Origin of the sequence: Candidatus Thermokryptus mobilis (genome assembly GCF_900070205.1) — a bacterium.
Lineage (GTDB): Bacteria > Bacteroidota > Ignavibacteria > Kryptoniales > Kryptoniaceae > Kryptonium > Kryptonium mobile.
In genome coordinates, this window is the sequence record NZ_FAOO01000003.1 from 161,225 (window position 1) to 178,648 (window position 17,424).

Annotated in this window: 16 protein-coding genes and 1 pseudogene; 6 read left to right on the forward strand and 11 right to left on the reverse strand. The window is 38.7% G+C overall.

Annotation, left to right across the window (positions count from 1 at the left end; all coding sequences use genetic code 11):
* Positions 1–25 precede the first annotated feature (25 nt).
* The 3 genes from FKZ43_RS02975 to FKZ43_RS02985 are packed head-to-tail and all read right to left on the reverse strand — an operon-like array spanning position 26 to position 3,449.
* Positions 26–709 carry a rhomboid family intramembrane serine protease gene (locus FKZ43_RS02975; protein WP_140944393.1) on the reverse strand — a complete coding sequence of 228 codons (684 nt, stop codon included), beginning with the start codon at positions 707–709 and terminating at the stop codon, positions 26–28.
* Complete coding sequence (locus tag FKZ43_RS02980) at positions 696–1,982, reverse strand: (Fe-S)-binding protein (protein WP_140944394.1); 1,287 nt, start codon at positions 1,980–1,982, stop codon at positions 696–698. Before FKZ43_RS02980 ends, FKZ43_RS02975 begins: the two co-directional genes overlap by 14 nt.
* 18 nt (positions 1,983–2,000) lie before the next feature.
* A complete protein-coding gene (locus tag FKZ43_RS02985) occupies positions 2,001–3,449 on the reverse strand; it encodes an FAD-binding oxidoreductase (protein WP_140944395.1) in 1,449 nt (482 codons plus the stop codon).
* 133 nt (positions 3,450–3,582) lie between these two features.
* Here FKZ43_RS02985 and FKZ43_RS02990 point away from each other — a divergent pair, with 133 nt between their 5' ends.
* The 4 genes from FKZ43_RS02990 to FKZ43_RS03005 are packed head-to-tail and all read left to right on the forward strand — an operon-like array spanning position 3,583 to position 5,509.
* Positions 3,583–4,011: a PEGA domain-containing protein gene (locus FKZ43_RS02990; protein WP_140944396.1), complete on the forward strand. Its 429-nt coding sequence runs from the start codon at positions 3,583–3,585 to the stop codon at positions 4,009–4,011.
* The gene (locus tag FKZ43_RS02995) at positions 3,986–4,219 is read left to right on the forward strand and encodes a hypothetical protein (protein WP_140944397.1); all 234 of its coding nucleotides are present in this window, start codon (positions 3,986–3,988) and stop codon (positions 4,217–4,219) included. Before FKZ43_RS02990 ends, FKZ43_RS02995 begins: the two co-directional genes overlap by 26 nt.
* Positions 4,209–4,970, forward strand: coding sequence for a cohesin domain-containing protein (locus FKZ43_RS03000; RefSeq protein ID WP_140944398.1), 762 nt, complete (start codon positions 4,209–4,211; stop codon positions 4,968–4,970). Before FKZ43_RS02995 ends, FKZ43_RS03000 begins: the two co-directional genes overlap by 11 nt.
* Before the next feature lie 11 nt (positions 4,971–4,981).
* The gene (locus FKZ43_RS03005; protein WP_181180227.1) at positions 4,982–5,509 is read left to right on the forward strand and encodes a helix-turn-helix domain-containing protein; all 528 of its coding nucleotides are present in this window, start codon (positions 4,982–4,984) and stop codon (positions 5,507–5,509) included.
* Between the two features lie 236 nt (positions 5,510–5,745).
* Here FKZ43_RS03005 and FKZ43_RS03010 read toward each other — a convergent pair whose 3' ends face one another.
* From FKZ43_RS03010 to coaBC, 4 genes are read right to left on the reverse strand one after another with little or no spacing between them, the layout of a single operon-like run.
* Positions 5,746–7,290: a YifB family Mg chelatase-like AAA ATPase gene (locus tag FKZ43_RS03010; protein ID WP_140944400.1), complete on the reverse strand. Its 1,545-nt coding sequence runs from the start codon at positions 7,288–7,290 to the stop codon at positions 5,746–5,748.
* A 19-nt stretch (positions 7,291–7,309) separates the two neighbouring features.
* Complete coding sequence (gene dnaB / locus FKZ43_RS03015; RefSeq protein WP_235894667.1) at positions 7,310–8,779, reverse strand: replicative DNA helicase; 1,470 nt, start codon at positions 8,777–8,779, stop codon at positions 7,310–7,312.
* Positions 8,780–8,796: 17 nt separating this feature from the next.
* Positions 8,797–9,516: a uracil-DNA glycosylase gene (locus tag FKZ43_RS03020; RefSeq protein ID WP_140944401.1), complete on the reverse strand. Its 720-nt coding sequence runs from the start codon at positions 9,514–9,516 to the stop codon at positions 8,797–8,799.
* Positions 9,513–10,739, reverse strand: coding sequence for a bifunctional phosphopantothenoylcysteine decarboxylase/phosphopantothenate--cysteine ligase CoaBC (gene coaBC / locus FKZ43_RS03025; RefSeq protein WP_140944402.1), 1,227 nt, complete (start codon positions 10,737–10,739; stop codon positions 9,513–9,515). The genes FKZ43_RS03020 and coaBC overlap by 4 nt, the downstream gene beginning before the upstream one ends.
* A 108-nt stretch (positions 10,740–10,847) precedes the next feature.
* Here coaBC and rgy point away from each other — a divergent pair, with 108 nt between their 5' ends.
* Positions 10,848–14,117, forward strand: coding sequence for a reverse gyrase (rgy, locus tag FKZ43_RS03030; RefSeq protein ID WP_181180228.1), 3,270 nt, complete (start codon positions 10,848–10,850; stop codon positions 14,115–14,117).
* Here the strand turns inward: rgy and FKZ43_RS03035 are convergent.
* From FKZ43_RS03035 to folB, 4 genes are read right to left on the reverse strand one after another with little or no spacing between them, the layout of a single operon-like run.
* Positions 14,114–15,283 (reverse strand): glycosyltransferase family 9 protein, encoded by a 1,170-nt coding sequence (locus tag FKZ43_RS03035; RefSeq protein ID WP_140944404.1) that lies wholly within the window; start codon positions 15,281–15,283, stop codon positions 14,114–14,116. The two genes, rgy and FKZ43_RS03035, sit on opposite strands and share 4 nt — an antisense overlap.
* A gap of 4 nt (positions 15,284–15,287) precedes the next feature.
* A complete protein-coding gene (locus tag FKZ43_RS11380) occupies positions 15,288–15,446 on the reverse strand; it encodes a hypothetical protein (protein WP_181180229.1) in 159 nt (52 codons plus the stop codon).
* A gap of 7 nt (positions 15,447–15,453) precedes the next feature.
* On the reverse strand, positions 15,454–16,623 hold the full coding sequence (folK, locus tag FKZ43_RS03040; RefSeq protein ID WP_140944405.1) for a 2-amino-4-hydroxy-6-hydroxymethyldihydropteridine diphosphokinase: 1,170 nt from the start codon (positions 16,621–16,623) through the stop codon (positions 15,454–15,456).
* 5 nt (positions 16,624–16,628) lie between these two features.
* Entirely contained in the window at positions 16,629–17,000 is a 372-nt protein-coding gene (folB, locus tag FKZ43_RS03045; RefSeq protein WP_140944406.1) for a dihydroneopterin aldolase, read from the reverse strand.
* 113 nt (positions 17,001–17,113) lie between these two features.
* On the opposite strand from folB, the pseudogene FKZ43_RS11385 reads away from it, so the two are divergent.
* A pseudogene (locus FKZ43_RS11385) lies at positions 17,114–17,424 on the forward strand (hypothetical protein); the annotation flags it as partial.

Below are 17,424 nucleotides of genomic sequence, written 5' to 3' on the forward strand. Positions count from 1 at the left end.
GACCTCCGTTTTGAGTTTTTATTTTTTAATCCCATCTTCTTCTCCTGGCGAAAACAAACGAAAGCAACAGCCCAGCTATAAACCCGCCAATATGTGCCCACCAAGCAACCCCTCCAGTTGCAGCATAAGTTGCAGCGCCAAGTGAAGCAATGCCATTGAAAAACTGAAGTATGAACCAAAAGCCAAGAAATACAAAAGCAGAAACCTCAATCAAATCAAAAAAGAAGAAAATGGGAATTAAAGTTATAACCCTTGAATGGGGAAATAAAATAAAGTAGGCGCCAAGGACTCCGGAAATTGCACCGCTTGCACCAACAGCTGGGATCTCAGAGTGTGGGTTAGTATAGACATGAGCTAATCCTGCAAATATCCCGCAAAGCAAATAGAATAACAAAAACTTAAAATGTCCCATCCTGTCTTCAACATTATCTCCGAAGACCCAAAGATAAATCATATTTCCGATTAAGTGCATCCATCCACCGTGCAGAAACATTGAGGTGATGAAAGGGAAGTATATAATTAAGAATGGAGCGTCCGACTCCTTTAATTCAAAATATGTTGCTGGGACAACCCCAAAAATGTCAAAAAATTCTGAAAGCCCCTCGCCAAGTGAAATTTCAAAGAAAAAAATTAAAACATTCAACACGATTAAACTTACAGTGACGATTGGGTACGTCCTTGATGGTATTGTATCTTTAAGCGGTATCAATCTTTTCCTCCGTTAATTTTTTTGACATTTTATAAGCAAGGTTCAAAAGCGATACAGGATGCATAACTTTTATATTTTTCCCCGCTTTCCTTAAGCCATATTCAATTTGTGCATGACAGCCAGGATTTGCCGTAAGAACGATCTCGGCGCCAGTTTTAAGGATGTTTTCAATTTTCCTTTCCAAGAATTTCATTGAATCATCAAACCTTAAAATGTTGTAAATCCCAGCGCTACCACAACACCAACTTGATTCGTTCAGTTCAACGAAATTTATTCCGTCAATTGATTTTATTATTTCCCTTGGTTGCAAAGTTATTTTTTGAGAGTGTGCGAGATGACAAGCGTCGTGATAAGTCACTTTGAAATTCAATTCAGCGTTTGGCTTTTTGAATCCGATTTCATAAAGAAACTCATTTATATCTTTTGTCAGCCTACTTATATTTTCGGCTTTCTCTTTTAAAAGTTTATCATCGCTGAATATTTCCCTGTATTCTTTCATAAACGCTCCACATCCAGCTGAATTTATCACTATCGCATCAAGTTCATATTTTGAAAATTCAATTATATTTTTCCTTGCCAATTTCTTCGCCATTTCAATGTCCCCATAATGTGCCATAACAGAGCCACAGCAAACCTGTTTTTTTGGAATGTAAACCTCGCAATCGTTCTCAAGTAGCGCTTCAATCGTGTCAATGTTCACATCCGAATACATCACATTCATAAAGCAACCCGTTAGAAATCCAACTCTATACTTGGCTTTGCCGTTTGGTCTTATACGCTCGGGTAAAATTTCATCTGAAAATTTATTTGAGATTTTTGGGGCAAGTTCCTCAATTTGCCTCAAGCTTTCTGGTAGCAAGTTATGAAGCTTGGACTGAAACTTGCTCTGATAAAATCTCACTGCTTTTGCAAAAAACTTGAAAATTGAGTTTGAGGCAAATATGAACCTAAATACAAGTTTCTTCAACATCGCTTGCTTGTCTTTCCCTGATAGAAAAATTTTAACTCTGGCTGATTCAACTATTCTTCCATATTTAACCCCAGCTGGACAGATAGTTTGACACGCTTGACAATCAAGACAAAAATACATCTCTTCAATAAAATCATCAGTGATAGGTAAATTTCCATCTTCAACTTCTTTAACGAGGCGGATTCTACCTCTTGGTGACGATTTTTCATTTAATGTTAAGTTATATGTCGGACAAACTGGTAGGCACATCCCGCAGTGCATGCATTGAATTATAAGTTCAGATGGGATTTTTATGTTAAGCATAAAATTTCCCGTTTTATTTCAAATCCATAGACCGCCGAATTTTTCAATTTCTTCCCTTGAATTTGGAAGGCGACCTTCACATCTTGGTTTAAAATCAAAAATTTTCCCCGGGTTTAAAACTCCTTTCGGGTCAAGGACTTCCTTTATTTTCCGCATGAAATCAATTGTGGCTGAGTTAAATTGTTTCGGTAAAAACTTTTTCTTCGCAAGCCCAATCCCGTGTTCTCCAGTTATTGTCCCACCAAGTTTTATAGCGAAGTCAAAAATTTCATCAAACGCCATCTCAACCCTTTTCATCTCATCTTTATCCCTTTCATCTGTCAAGGCGGTCGGGTGCAGATTCCCATCCCCAGCGTGACCAAAATTTCCTATAATTATCCCATATTTTTTTGCTATTTCTTGAATCTTTTCAACCATTTCTGGAACACAGCTTCTTGGAACGGTTGCATCTTCAAGTATCGTCGTCGGTTTTATCCTTGCAAGGGCAGCAAAAGCTGAGCGCCTTGCGGTTTTAAGTTTTAGCGCTTCACCTTCTGTCATCGCTACTTTAAAATCTGTTGAACGGTTAACTTTGCAAATTTTTTCTATTTTTTCCGCTTCCTCTTGAACCTGTGCCGGATGACCATCAACTTCAATTAAAAGTAAAGCCCCAGCTTCTGTCGGAAGCCCAAGATGTGCATAATCTTCAACGCATTTTATCGTTGTATTATCAAGAAATTCAAGCGTTGCTGGGGTTATATGGTTTGCAATGATTGATGAAACAGCTTTACCAGCGTCTTTTATAGAGTTGAAAAAGGCAAGCATGGTCTTTGATGCCTGAGGTTTTGGGATGAGTTTAAGCAAAATCTTTGTGAAAATTGCCAGTGTTCCCTCTGAACCGATTAAGACATCTTTAAGGTTATATCCCGCGACATCTTTAACATTTTTACCGCCGACATTTATTATTTCACCTGTTGGTAGAACAGCTTCAATTCCTAAGACATAATTTTTCGTCACGCCATATTTTAGACCCCTTAAACCGCCGGCGTTTTCAGCAACATTTCCGCCAATTGTTGATATAGTCATACTCCCGGGATCAGGTGGATAAAAAAGCCCTAATTTCTCAACCTCTTGATGAAGTTGAGCTGTTATTACACCGGGTTCAACCAATGCTGTCAGATTTTCGGTATCAATTTCAATTATCTTCCTCCATCTGTTCATTAACAAAACGATTGAATTCGGGACGGGCACAACTCCACCGCTAAGTCCTGTCCCTGATCCACGCGGTATCACAGCAAAACCCTCTTCATTTGCAAGTTTTAAAATTTCAGATACCTGCTCAACATTTGATGGGATTACAACAGCATCAGGTAAACTTGAAAATGTTGGGGTGGCATCGTATGAATAAGCAATCCTGTTTTCAATTGATGTCAAAACATCTTTCCTTCCGACTATCTCCTCAAGACGATGTATAACTTTCGCATCCATTGCTCTTTCAAATTTTTTCTACATTTAAAGATAATTAAGCGAACTTGAAATGTCAAGTTGAACTTAATGGCTTGATAAATTTTCCTTTTCGTTGTATATTTCCATTGAACATAAAAACTTTCGCTGTGTTTTTATGCGTAAAATTATTTTGTTTGCCTTTTTAATCCCAATTTTAGCGCACTCGCAAGACACAACTATCGCAACACTAATCATTGAGACGGAGCCAAAGGAAGCGATCGTCATCATTAACGGAAAAGTTTACGGACTTACGCCAGCGAATTTTAAATTGCCATTCGGAAGTTATCAGATTAAATTGGTGAAAGAAGGATATTATGAGACGAGTTTTGAAATTGATGTCCAAAAAAGTGAAGTCATAGTGAAGAAATTCAAACTTGAAGAGACCCCGGAGACGAAAGCCGTTAGAGAATATAGGAAAAGGTTACTTTGGAAGGGGAACTTAACTTATCTTGGTTCAACTTTGACAGTCGCATCAATTGGCATCGCAGTTGCACTTCATATAAAGTCAGAGAGCGTCTATGAGAAGTATCGCTGCAGCGGTTGAGATTGAAAAGATTAGAAAGTATAGAGAGGAATATTACAAAGTCATAAAGCAGAGAAACATTGCAATCGGTGTAGGTGCCTTGTTTGCAGGGCTTACGCTTTACAACACATTGAGAAATGTTGATGAGATAAAAATTTTACCTGTGAGTTTGAGCAATGGCTTTGAAGTTCGCCTTGAAATAAATTTGCCGGGTTTTTATGAAAATTAAATTTGTGATTTTTTTGGTGTTTTTTTCTCTCTCATCCTGTGTTAGAAATTTGGATAATCCAGTTGATCCTGAAAGTAGTGCATATGAGCCACCGTCGGTGACGATTTTACAGCCAGAGGAAGGGGACACACTGACCACAAATGCGGTTCTCGTTTTATGGGAAGGAAATAACCCAAGGGCGAATGAATTCAGATATAGATTGATTGATTATTCCAATTGGACCGAGTGGGTGACATATAACAGTGTGCTTTTTGATTACCTTGACGATGTAAGCTATAGGTTTGAGATTGAGGTGAGATATAAGTCCCAAAGCGATATAAAGAAATTCGTCAGAAATTTTAGTGTTGATGCGATAAAGGGTCCAACTTTGAAATTTTATAAGTTAAGGAATGTCGTCGGGATTGACAGCCAATTTACAGTTGGAGTCTGGGTTGAAGATGTTAGCCAATTGAAAAGGTCAAAGTTTAAAATTGATTTTGATAGTGTGAAGCTTTCGCTTTTGTCTGTTGATAGGGGAGCATATCCAAGTGAAAGGGGAGTGGAGCAAACTATCGCTTTTAATCCTTCAACAAGAGAAATAAACACCGAATTTTCTAGAGGTATAAGCGGTAGCGGTGAAATAATCAAATTAAAATTTAGAGGTAGGGATAAAGGGGTAAGTTATCTTGAAATGAATGGGATTGAGATTACGGATGAAAACGGTGAGATTATAAACCCGCAGGCGGAAAGGGCTTTAGTTGAAATAAAATAAATCTGGTTGATGTGAAGCAAAGGAAATTTGTCCGTCCATTAACTGATGAGGAAAGGCAGAAACTTTTAAATACACTTTCCAACGAGGAGCATCTTCATCCGTCAATTTATCGCAAGGCGAAGGCGATTTTACTAAGTGAACAAGGCAAAACAATCCGAGAAATAGCTAAAGAGTTAGGTGTAACCGAACCAGCAGTGATATACATTATCAGAAATTTTGAGAAGGAAGGGATTGACGCTTTTCTCAACAAAAAGGGTGGACGGAAAGAAAAATTTACGGATGAACATAAGGAAATAATCCTTCGCCTTGTGCAACAATTTACACCTGTTGAATTCGGATTGAAAAAGAAATTCTGGACATATGACGCTATTTCAAAGGTTATGAAGAGGATTTATAATGTCAAGATTTCGTATAATACCATCAGAAAAATTTTGCTTGATAAGGACATTTCTCTGAAAGAGACGCGCTATAAGACAGAAGGGAAAAACTTTAAATCCATTATATCTGCCATCAAAAGGGGAAGGAGAGGGAAAGGGTAAAATTAAAAAATGTTTGACTTGACACTTCACCTTACTTCTTCATCTTTATTGGGATTTCATTTGATTTTTCTTTCATTTCAACTTTAGGCAAATCAGACTTCAGCAAGACAAACCACTTGATTAACGCTAAAGTTGAAGTGAAAACAAACAAAATCATTAAACCAATCCCCTTGTGATTCCCTCTTTTTGTTTTTTAAACCGCGCTTTTTTCTTCACGTCTTTGAGCGTATTCTCTTTCAAGTTAATCCCCAAAGGTTTCTGTCAAGAGACCTGTATTGAATTGCTTCGCTTAGATGTTCTGGTTTTATGTTTTCGCTTCCTGCGAGGTCGGCGATTGTCCTTGCAACTTTTAAAATTTTATCATAAGCGCGAGCAGATAAACCGAGTTTTGTTATAGCGTTTTTAAGCAAATTCTCTCCATCAGAGTCAATTTTGCAAAACTCGCGGATTTCCCTCGTTTGCATATCGGCGTTTTTAAAGAGATTTCTCCTTCCTTTGAATCTTCTGATTTGAATTTCTCTGGCTCTTATGACCCTTTCCCTTATTTGTGCGGATGTTTCTCCTGATGATTTCCCTACAAGTTCGGCATACTTTACAGCTGGGACCTCAATGTGAATGTCAATTCTGTCAAGCAATGGTCCGGAGATTTTGCCCATGTATTTTTGAATTTGTGCTGGGGTACAGGTGCACTGTTGGTATGGATTTCCGAGGTTGCCACACGGGCATGGATTCATGGCGCACACAAGCATAAAATTTGCAGGATATTCAACTGTCATTTTTGTTCTACTGATTGTGACCTTTTTATCTTCGAGCGGTTGCCTTAGTACCTCAAGGACATTTCTGTTAAACTCTGGTAATTCATCAAGGAATAAAACGCCGTGATGAGCAAGGGATATTTCTCCGGGGCGTGGTATTGTTCCGCCTCCGACGAGGGCTGAGTCGGATATTGTATGATGTGGGGCTCTAAACGGTCGTGTTGCGACAAGGGCTGTATTTGGCGGTAAAATGCCCGCTACGGAATGAATTTTGGTTGTCTCAAGTGCCTCTTCAAGTGTCATAGGCGGAAGTATCGTTGGAAGTCGCTTTGCAAGCATTGTCTTCCCACTTCCCGGGGGACCAATCATAATGAGGTTATGACCGCCAGCTGCTGCAACCTCAAGGGCTCTTTTTACATTCTCTTGTCCCTTTACATCTGAGAAATCAATTGTGTATTTGCTTTCTTGATTGAAAATTTCATTGATGTCAACTTTAAAAGGGTTTAAAATCTGATGTTCTGAATTTAGAAAATTTACAACCTCTGTTAGTGAGCTCATTGGGTAAACTTCTATATCTGATACAATTGCTGCTTCTTTGGCGTTTTCTTTTGGTAGGATTATCCCTTTCAAGCCGTTGTTTCTTGCGCTCATTGCAATTGGTAGTGCGCCGTGAATTGGTCTCAATGTTCCGTCAAGTGCGAGCTCGCCCAAAATTATAAATTTATCAAGGACATCGCTTTGGATTTGATCCGTGGCTGAAAGTATGCCTACCGCAATTGGCAGGTCAAATTGCGAACCTTCTTTTTTTATGTCCGCTGGAGCAAGGTTTACTGTTATCTTTTTGTTTGGGAATTTAAACCCGGAGTTTTTAATCGCTGCGTTGACCCTTTCGCGGCTTTCCTTGACAGAGCTATCCGGGAGACCTACGATCGCAAATGCAAATAAACCAGTTTCAATATGTGTTTCAACCTTAACTACGAAGGCTTCTATCCCATAGGTTGAGGCACTTAAAACTTGGGAAAGCATCTTTCAAAAGAATTTATTTTTAAAATGGTTTGTCAGGTGGTTTAACATCAACTGGTTCAACAAGAGACCTTCCGATTTCAAGTCGTTCAAACTTTGCTGACTTTTTCAGGAAGCTCAAACGCACTTCGCCGATTGGTCCATTTCTTTGCTTGCTTATTATTATTTCGGCTGTTCCTTCTGTTGGCATGTTGTCCTCGTAGTATTGTATTCCGTAATATTCGGGTCGGTGGACGAACATAACGACATCTGCATCTTGTTCAAGTGAACCGCTTTCGCGTAGGTCTGAAAGCATGGGTTTTTTATCAGCGCGGTCTTCAACGGCTCTTCTAAGTTGTGATAAAGCGATGACTGGAACCTCAAGTTCTTTCGCTAACGACTTCAAAGATCGGGAAATCATAGCTATTTCCCTTTCTCTTGTTTCAGCCTTACCACCTTGCATAAGCTGTAGGTAATCAATGATTATGAGTCCGATGTCGTATTCAGCTTTAAGGCGTCTTGCTTTGGCTCTAAGTTCAAGTGTGCTCAAAGCTGGGGTGTCGTCAATAAAAATTGGTGCTTCACTTATCCTACCAACGACATTTGAAATTTTTTGCCAATCATCGCCTGATAATTTCCCGGTTCTTAAAGCGTGCATGTCAACATTTGCCTCAGCGCAAAGCAATCTCAAAGCAACCTGTTCAATTGACATTTCAAGCGAGAAGAAAGCCACTGGGACTTTGCCCTCAACAGCGGCGTTCCTTGCAATTGTCAATGCAAAAGCCGTCTTTCCCATTGAAGGTCGTCCCGCAATTATGATAAGGTCCGACTTCTGAAGACCACCAGTTAAAGCATCCAACTCAGGGAAGCCAGTCGTTACCCCAGTCAACAACCGTTTCGTCCTGTTTATCTCCTCGTATTTTTCAAGGACGAACTTTATAGCTGATTTTATGTCCTCAACCCCGGACTTAAATTTTTCTGAGGATATCTCAAGGAGTTTTCTTTCTGCGAAGTCAAGCAATTCAAAAGCATCAGCATCTTCTCTAAACGCTGCGTTTGAGAGGATGTTTGTCATTCTAATTATCTCGCGCAGGATGTATTTGTCGTGAACTATTTGTGCGTATTCTTCAACTTTCGCCGATGTCGCAACTACATTTGATAACTCCGCAAGGTAAGTAGCCCCACCGACATTTTCAAGAAGTCCTTCTTTTTTCAGCTCTTGCGTCAGAATGTAAAGATCAACACCTCTTCCGGATTCAAAAAGTTCAATTATGGCTTTGAAAATTATTTTGTGCTCTTCCTTGTAAAAATGCTCTGGCTTTAAAATTTCAATCACCGTTGGAATGCAGTCGGGGTCAATTATCATTGAACCAAGAACTGCTGTTTCAATTTCAACTGCTTGTGGTATTACTTTCGGGACAACTTCTTTTTGTTCTGTAACTTGGATGGTTTTGTAATCTTTGAGGATTTTATCAAGTGGGAGTTCCTGTCTCATTCCCTTTTCAATTGACATGGCAAAATCCAAAACTTTTATTTTTGATACAAAATTTCACGCGCCTTTCGTAAATCTTCAATTAAGGGTCTTTTCCATTGTTGATTTCTCAAAACAGCAGCTGGGTGATATGTTATGATCATTTTAATTCCTCTCCATTCATATACTTGTCCTCTTAATGAACTTAATGTCGCGTTTGTTTTAAGGAGCATTTGTGCTGGGAATCGCCCGAGGGAAACGATAAGTTTTGGTTTTATTATTTCAAGTTGTTTTACAAGATACGGACCACAGGCTTCAATTTCGGAGGGTTGAGGGTCGCGATTTCCCGGTGGGCGACATTTCAAAACATTGCATATGTAGACCTCATCCCTTCTGAAACCAACTGAAGCAAGCAGATGATTTAAAAGTTGCCCAGCTCTTCCGACAAAAGGTTCGCCTTGGAGGTCTTCTTCAGCCCCGGGGGCTTCCCCAATGAAGACAATCTCTGATTTTGGATTTCCCACACCGAAGACGAAATTCGTTCGTGTTTTTCCAAGCGGACACTTGACACAATTTTTTATCTTTGATTCAAGTTCATCAAGCGTTTTTGAATTAACCCAGGTCGGGTCAACGCCGTATTCTTTTTCATTAACTTGTTGAATTTTCCCCTCACTTTCACTTTCGCTCTTTGGCAGTGTTACCTCGTCGCCAAACAAACTTTCCTGTTGCTGAAGATATTTCTTTGCTTCGTTGAGTATTTTTTTTATCTCTTCCTTCATTTTTTCCCATTTTTTAATTTAGCCGAAACTATGTCAAGTATCTTATTGGCGACTTCATATTTTGACATTTTCGGCAACTCAAAAATTTCACCGTTTTTTGAGATTATCGTCACGATGTTTGTATCATAGCCGAATCCAGAACCCTCTCCAAGTGTGTTAAGAACTATGAAATCAAGGTTTTTTTGCTCAAGCTTTTGCTTTGCGTTTTCAATTGCATTTTCCGTCTCAAGCGCAAATCCAACGAGTATTTGACCTTTTTTATGCTCTCCAAGATATTTAAGAATATCTTTCGTCTTTTTCAACTTTAATTCAACGAAATCCCCTTTTATGTCTTCCTTTTTCAATTTCCTTTCAAATTTTTGAACTGGGGAATAATCTGCAACTGCAGAAGCCATTATAACGACATCAACTTCATCATAAAATCTCACAACCTCGTTGAACATCTCATCAGAAGTGATGACATCTATTCTCTTTACATTTTTCGGGGTCTCAAGAGATGTCGGTCCTGATATAAGAATGACATCAGCTCCTCTTTGTGAGGATGCCTTTGCTGCGGCAAAACCCATTTTCCCAGTTGACCAATTCCCAATAAAACGCACCGGGTCAATTGGTTCGTATGTGGGTCCGGCGGTGACGAGGATTTTTTTCCCTTTCAGATCAAATTTAAAGCCCAGGAGAAAATCGCAGACAAATTCAATTATCTTTTCTGGTTCAGCCATTCGTCCAACGCCGACAAGTCCACTTGCGAGTTCCCCTTCTTCGGGCTCAATTATCAAAAAGCCGTATTCTTTGAGTTTTTTTATGTTCCGTTGTGTGATTTCATTCAAGTACATATCAACATCCATTGCTGGGGCAATTATTACAGGGCATCTTATCGCAAGGACAAGCGAAGTAAGAAAGTTATCCCCAATGCCATGTGCTATTTTTGCGATTGTGTTTGCTGTGGCTGGAGCTATTAGCATTAAGTCAGCCCATAGAGCAAGTTCAATGTGCCTTGTTCCTATGTTTGTCCCTTCAGATGTAGTTTTTGGGAACATATCAACGATGACTTCGTTCCCGGACAGGGTTGAAAATGTAAGCGGAGTTACAAACTCTGTAGCTGAGCGTGTCATTACAACTTTTACATCGGCGCCAAGTTTTTTCAAACCCCGTACGACATAGCAAGTTTTGTAAGCAGAGATACCACCGGTGACTCCAACGATTATTTTCTTTCCCTCAAGCATCTATTTGAAAGTTTGATTTTTATTTGGCAAATTTTTATGTGCCCATTTGAGTTCTCGGTCAGTTTGAATTTTAGTAAAAAAAAATTTAAAAACAAAGCCGTTTTTGAAATGCAAGACCTTGAGATAGTTTTTCTGAGCTTCCGCGATGGTGAAAGCGCCACTCTTGATGAGTTGTTAAGTGGAAGGATAAAATTAAATAAAATCACTGATGAAGATGTAAGAAAAGTTTTTGAACCTTTTGGAATAAAACCGTGGGGAGCTCAAAGGTTGTGGGCGAGAAGGTTCTTAAAGGGTGAAAGTTTTGCGATGCTTGCTCCAACTGGAAGTGGTAAAACAACGACCACGATTGCTCTTTCCCTCCTTAAAAAGTCGCTTATTCTATTGCCTAATTCAACCCTTGCGTTCCAAGTATGGGGAAAAATCCAGAGCGTTTCCACAGATAAAAAAATAGTTCAGATACATTCGCTTTCCAAAAAGCCATCTCTTGATGAGGTAAAAAATGCGGATGTAATAATCACGACTTCAATGTCCCTTGTTAAAAATAAAGAAATTTTTGAGTCGGTTCGGGTTAACTCGGTGTTTGTTGATGATGTTGATGGCTTTCTTCGTCGTTCGCAGGCAATTGATATTGTCTTGAAAATACTTGGTATAACCGATGAACAAATTGAGTTAGCAAAGAAAATGGTAACAAAAAAAGTTGATGAGGAAGAGGACTTAACTGAAGTTTATTCAAAGGTCAGAGTAAAGGACAAACAAATAGTTGTTTCAGGGGCGACGCAGAGCGCAAGGAGAACTTTGAGGGTTAAAATTTTAAGGGAACTTTTCGGATTTGACATTGGGCAGTCATATTCTTTTACAAGGAATATAATTGATTCCTATCTTTTACCCAAAAGAGACCCGAAGGAACATCTCGTTGAATTGATAAAGAAGCTCGGCAAAGGTGCCATTGTTTATGTCAGGGGTAGTGAAAAAGCGGAAGAGATAGCTGAGTTCTTGAATCAGAATGGGATAAAGGCAAGCGCTTATGTGAAGGCGTCAAAGAAGATTTTTCAGTCATTTGAAAAAGGTGAAATAGAAGTCCTTGTTGGAACATCTTCAAGGCGTTCATCGCTTGTTCGTGGAATTGACCTTCCAACATCGTTAAGGTATACGATTTTTTTTGAGGTACCGAGGATTTCAATCACAATTGATAGGGGAAGTTTCACTCCGAGAAAAATGATGATGGTCATAAGCCACATCGCAAGATTTCTTGAAGGTGAAAAAAGGCAGAGGGCAATTGATTTGATTGAGAACCTCTCAAGGATAGTTGATTTGAGTCCAACAAACCTTGAAAAGATAAAAAAAGAGGGTTTTGATCCCAGCTCAAAAGAAGTTTCTGACTTTATGAGATTTGCTTATAATGTCATGGTTGAATCGCTTGAATTTTTCAATGAGGTTTCAATCGATCCGATTGTGATTGATAAGACAGGGATTTCAGGTAATTCGCTTGTGACGCCGGATTCATTTGCATATATCCAGGCATCTGGTAGAACGAGCAGGTTGACGATAGGTGGTTTGACGAAAGGTCTATCAATTTTAATTGTTGATGACGAAAAGGCGTTTGAACTTATGAGGGAACAGCTTGAACCGCTTGATGTTAACTTTGTAAATGTTGAAGAGCTTGACATTGAGAGGATAATTGAAGAGATAAATTTAACTCGGGAACTTAAAGTTGGTGTTGATATAGAATTCAATTCTCGCCTTTTGATAGTTGAGTCGCCAACGAAGTCAAGGACTATAAGTTATTTCTTCGGCAAGCCATTGAGAAGTAGGGTTGATGGAGTTCAGGTTTTTGAGGTTATGTCATCAAATATGCTTTTGCTTGTGAGTGCTTCAAGGGGACATGTAACAGACCTTGCGATAAGACAACCGAGCTTTGGCGCTAAACTTGTTGATTCAAAACTTGAAGTCAAGTTTGAAATTACAAGACCTGAGGTGATTTCCTCACTTCAGAAATTAGCTGAAAATGTTGATGAGGTTTTAATTGCCACCGACCCAGACGCAGAAGGGGAAAAAATAGCTTGGGATTTAAGGTGTTTGATTTATCCTTTTAATCAAAACATAAAACGGTTGCGTTGGCATGAGATAACTAAAAGGGCAATAGTTGAGGGGATTAATAATCCCGAGGAGTTTGATTTGAATTTACTAAAGGCTCAGATATTGCGAAAGGTTGAGGATGCCTGGATTGGACTTGGGCTTTCGCAAATTGTTCAAAGAAGATTCAACCGTGATGATTTAAGTGCTGGCAGGGTTCAAACGCCAGTTTTGGGTTGGGTTTGCGAGAGGACAAAAGAAAGTAAAAAGAAAATTGCTCAAGTAAATGTCTGGCTTGAAAATAATTTGAAGTTGACATTCACGACAACGCCCGATGAATCCGAGAGGGTTAAAGAATTTGGGCTGGTTGAGATTTTTGATGTAAAAGAGGAAATAGTTGAACAAAATCCATTGCCACCGTATACGACTGATTCATTGCTTCAGGATGGAATTCACACTTTGAATTTGACAGCTGGAGAGGTGATGTCAATTGCTCAGGAACTTTTTGAAAGTGGATTAATAACTTATCACAGGACTGACTCAACGAGGGTTAGCAATTTCGGTATAAACTTGGCGAGGCAATATCTTGAAAGGCAGAATTTATCCGGTTATTTCAAACCAAGGACATGGGGTGGTGAAGAGGGAGCGCACGAATGCATTAGACCGACAAGGGCTTTAAGTTCGTTTGAACTTGAGACGGACATTGATGCAAGACTTTTGCTTTTACAGGCAAGGCTAAGCAGAAAGCATATAAAAATTTACGACCTCATTTTCAAACGTTTCATGGCAAGTCAAATGTCGCCAGTTAAGATTAAGGTCTACAACTTCAAAGCGAAATTCGGGGATTTGATTTCTGACTTTCAATTTAATGGTCAGATAGTTGAGAATGGTTTCAATTTGATTTCACCTTTGAAGACATTTGGGGAAATTTCCCCGGGCGGATACAAAGTTTCGCAAGTTCAGGTTCGTCTTATCAGTGAAAAACCACTTTACACGGAGGCGAATTTAATCCAGCTTATGCGTGAAAAGAGGATCGGACGCCCAAGCACTTATGCACCCACCGTTCAAAAGCTTAAAGATAGGGGCTATGTTCAAAGTTTCAACGGGCGACTTGTCGGGACGAAGCTTGGTTTCAATGTTTTTAACTTTTTGATTTCCAAGTATGAGCCATTGATAAATGAGGAAAGGACACGCATAGTACTTGAAGCGGTTGATAAGATTGAAAGTGGTGAGGAGAATTTCATTGATAAGGTAATTGAGTTTAGGAGAGAAGTTGAGAATTTCTTGAAAGTCAGATGGTCTTAAATTTTGGTCTTCCTTTTCATCGTCAGAATCTCTTCGGCAAGTTTATATACTTGTTCAACTGTTATATCGTTTATTTCACCAGTTTTTGAGTAAATGAAAAATTTGTTTTTCCCAAGCGGTGCCCATTGATAAGGGTTCGTTGGACCAAAGAGAGATATCACAGGTGTTTTAGTTGCCCCAGCGACATGCATTATCCCGGTGTCATTTGTTATGAAAAGTTCAATTGAGTCAATGACTGCGGTTACCCTCGTTATTCTTTCATTTTTAAGCAGGAGGTATTTAATTTTGCCGTTGATATGAGTTAACATTTCTCTTACAGGTGTTTCATCCATAAGACCAGCTGTTATTAGTGTCAAAGCGTTAAATTTTTCAGAGAGTTTGATCGCAAGTTGGGCGAAATTTTTCGCTGACCATCTATTTTTTATTTTCCCAGCTCCTGGATGATAGCCGATAACACAGTTGAATTTTTCTCTTTCTCTTAAAAATTCTTCCGCAAATTTTTTATCTTCTTCAAAATATGGTACGACAACAGAAAGATCGTCGGTGTCAATTCCAAATGGTCTCACGATGTCAAGGTTTCTCTCTGTTTGATGTTTTTTCTCCTCATTTCTCCAGTCAAGGGCAATTTGATAATTGAAGAGAAATGATGTTATGTTTTCTTTGCCGTCAATTGATTTGGGTCCTATTCTTATCTTTGCCTTTGAAAGGTAGGCTATGAAGTTGCTCGTTGATGAAATTGAGACGGTTGATGGGACTATAGCGATGTCAAAGTTTGATCTTATTTTTTTTATAAATTGAAGAAAATTAAGAGGGGATTTTAAAAATTTAACCTTATCAAAGTTTAAAACCTCGTCAACGAATGGATTATGTTGAACCACTTCGTAATTTATTGGGCTTGCGACAAGTGTAATTTTGGACTCTGGAAATTTTTCCCTTAAAGCTCTTAAAAGAGGTACTGCGCAGAGCATATCCCCGAGTTGATTATGCTGTCTTACGACGAGAATTTTATCAACCCGACCGAAATCAAAATTTAATTTATTGGACTTATCTAATATCGTTGCGGGTTCTTTTTTGAAGAAAATTTTAAGCGTTGAGATGAAAAAATTTTTAAATTTTCTGCTTTTAAAGGGGTCAATTTTTCTGAAAAAGTTGGCGACTTTCGTCATCTTCTCACTTTATCTCTTCGTAATCGGTATCCTTTAATTGATCTATCTTCCTTCTTTTGAGTTCTGCTTCAAGTTCATCAACCTTTCTTTTGTATTGTGCGAGGAGTTTAAGGAATTTGTATGCGATATACAAAAGCAATATGAAAATTAAAAATCTCAGCATGGATTTTTCACCTGGGTTTTCTTGCTGGGTTATAGTATTCAAAGTAAGATTTTCTCGGACTTAGAATTTCTGAGACGAGCTCCTCAAAATCATCTTTGTTATTAACAAAGTCAATTTCGGTTGAATTTATAACAAGGACTGGGGATTTTCTGTATTGGTTGAAGAAGAATTCATTATATGCTTCTGATAGTTCTCGGATGTAATCTTCACTTATATTTTGCTCATAGGGTCGTCCGCGCTTTTTTATGTTTTGCATAAGGCGTTCAACGCTTGATTGAAGGTATATGACGAGGTCGGGCGTGGGGATGTTTTTCTCAAGCATTGAAACGAGCATTTCATATAGTTTTAATTCATCCCCTTTTAAATTGATGTGGGCGAAAATTTTGTCCTTGTCAAAGATATAATCAGTTATCAAGTATTCATGGAACAGGTCTCTTTGTAGTAGTTCCATTTGTTGTTTATATCTACTGAGCAGGAAAAAGATTTGTGTTTGAAATGCGTATCTTTCCCTGTTTTGATAGAATTTTTCAAGGAAAGGGTTTTCGTAGTATTGTTCAAGGACTACTTTTGCGTTGAGGCGTTCACCAAGGAGTTTGGCAAGCGATGTTTTGCCAGCACCGATTACGCCTTCAATTGCGATATATTTAACTTCCTTCACATCCGGCTCAATTATGTTTTTTAAATTTATTTTTTGGGGTATGTGCATCACACGGGTTGTGTCTTTACATTCAATTAGTAACTCGGATACACTTTTTTGAAATATGGGGTGAAATGCCTCCGGGGCAATTTCGCTTAAGGGGATAAGGACAAATCTTCGGTTGTGTAAGTCGGGATGTGGAATTTGAAGCTCGGGCGTTGAGGTTGAGATTTCATCATAAAGCAAAATGTCAATATCTATTTCCCTTTCAGCCCATCTTTCGCGGGCTACTCGTCCGATCTTTGTTTCAATAAGTTTGCATCTTTTGAATAACTCCGTCGGATTAAGTTCTGTTGAAATTTCTATGACGAGATTGATGAACCAAGGTTGATTTTTTCGTCCGTAGGGTTCGGTCTCATAAAGTGAGGAGATTTTTGTGATTTTTGTCTTTGGGAGTTTTGAGATCAGATTCAGTGCTTTTTTCAAGTAAGAAATTCTATCGCCTATATTTGATCCAAGCCCGATGTAAGCAGTTGGCATTTTTATTAATCTCTTTTCATTTCAAGTTCAACCTCAACGCAATCAACGACGCCTCCAACAGGTGGCGAAGGTTTGCGAACTCTTACGATGACTTTTTGTATTTTTTCAAACTTTTCAATTAAACCCTGCGCTATCTTTGAAGCTAAAGCTTCAATCAAGTAAAATTTTTTCTCGGTTATCAATGACTTCAAAAAGTTATAAACTTGTTCATAGTCAATCGTGTTTTTGAGGGAGTCGCTTTTAACTGCTTCTGAGATGTCGCAGTGAATTTCAATATCAACTTCAAATCTTCCGCCAGAGTTTTGCTCTGAGGTGTGGACTCCGTGATATCCGTAGAATATTGCGTTTTTAATTCGGATGATCCCAGTTGAATTCATCCTTAGATTTTCTTTTGGTGAAAATTTTCATCAAATATATTAAATAAAATTTGCAATTTCAAACCTTTGGATTTAATTTAAATGTGGAGAAATAAAGATGGAGATTGAAGTTTATGAGAGCACAAAGCAAGCGGAAGACAGAGTTGACATCAGAGCTGAGGGAGGAGTTAAGTAAGCTTGTGGACGATAGAATCAAGAGGGTAGCGATTACAAGGGCGGACTTTAACGAGATGAAGGATGTTATCAAGGAGTTGACCAATGCTATATCCAAGCTGATTGAATTTCAGGGTAAAACGGAACAAAACATATCTGAACTTACGAAGGCGCAGAGAAAGACAGAGGAAAGTTTGAATGGGTTGACTGTGAGGGTAAATCAGCTTACTGTAAAGGTTGAAGGGTTGACCGATCGTTTAAACAAGTTGAC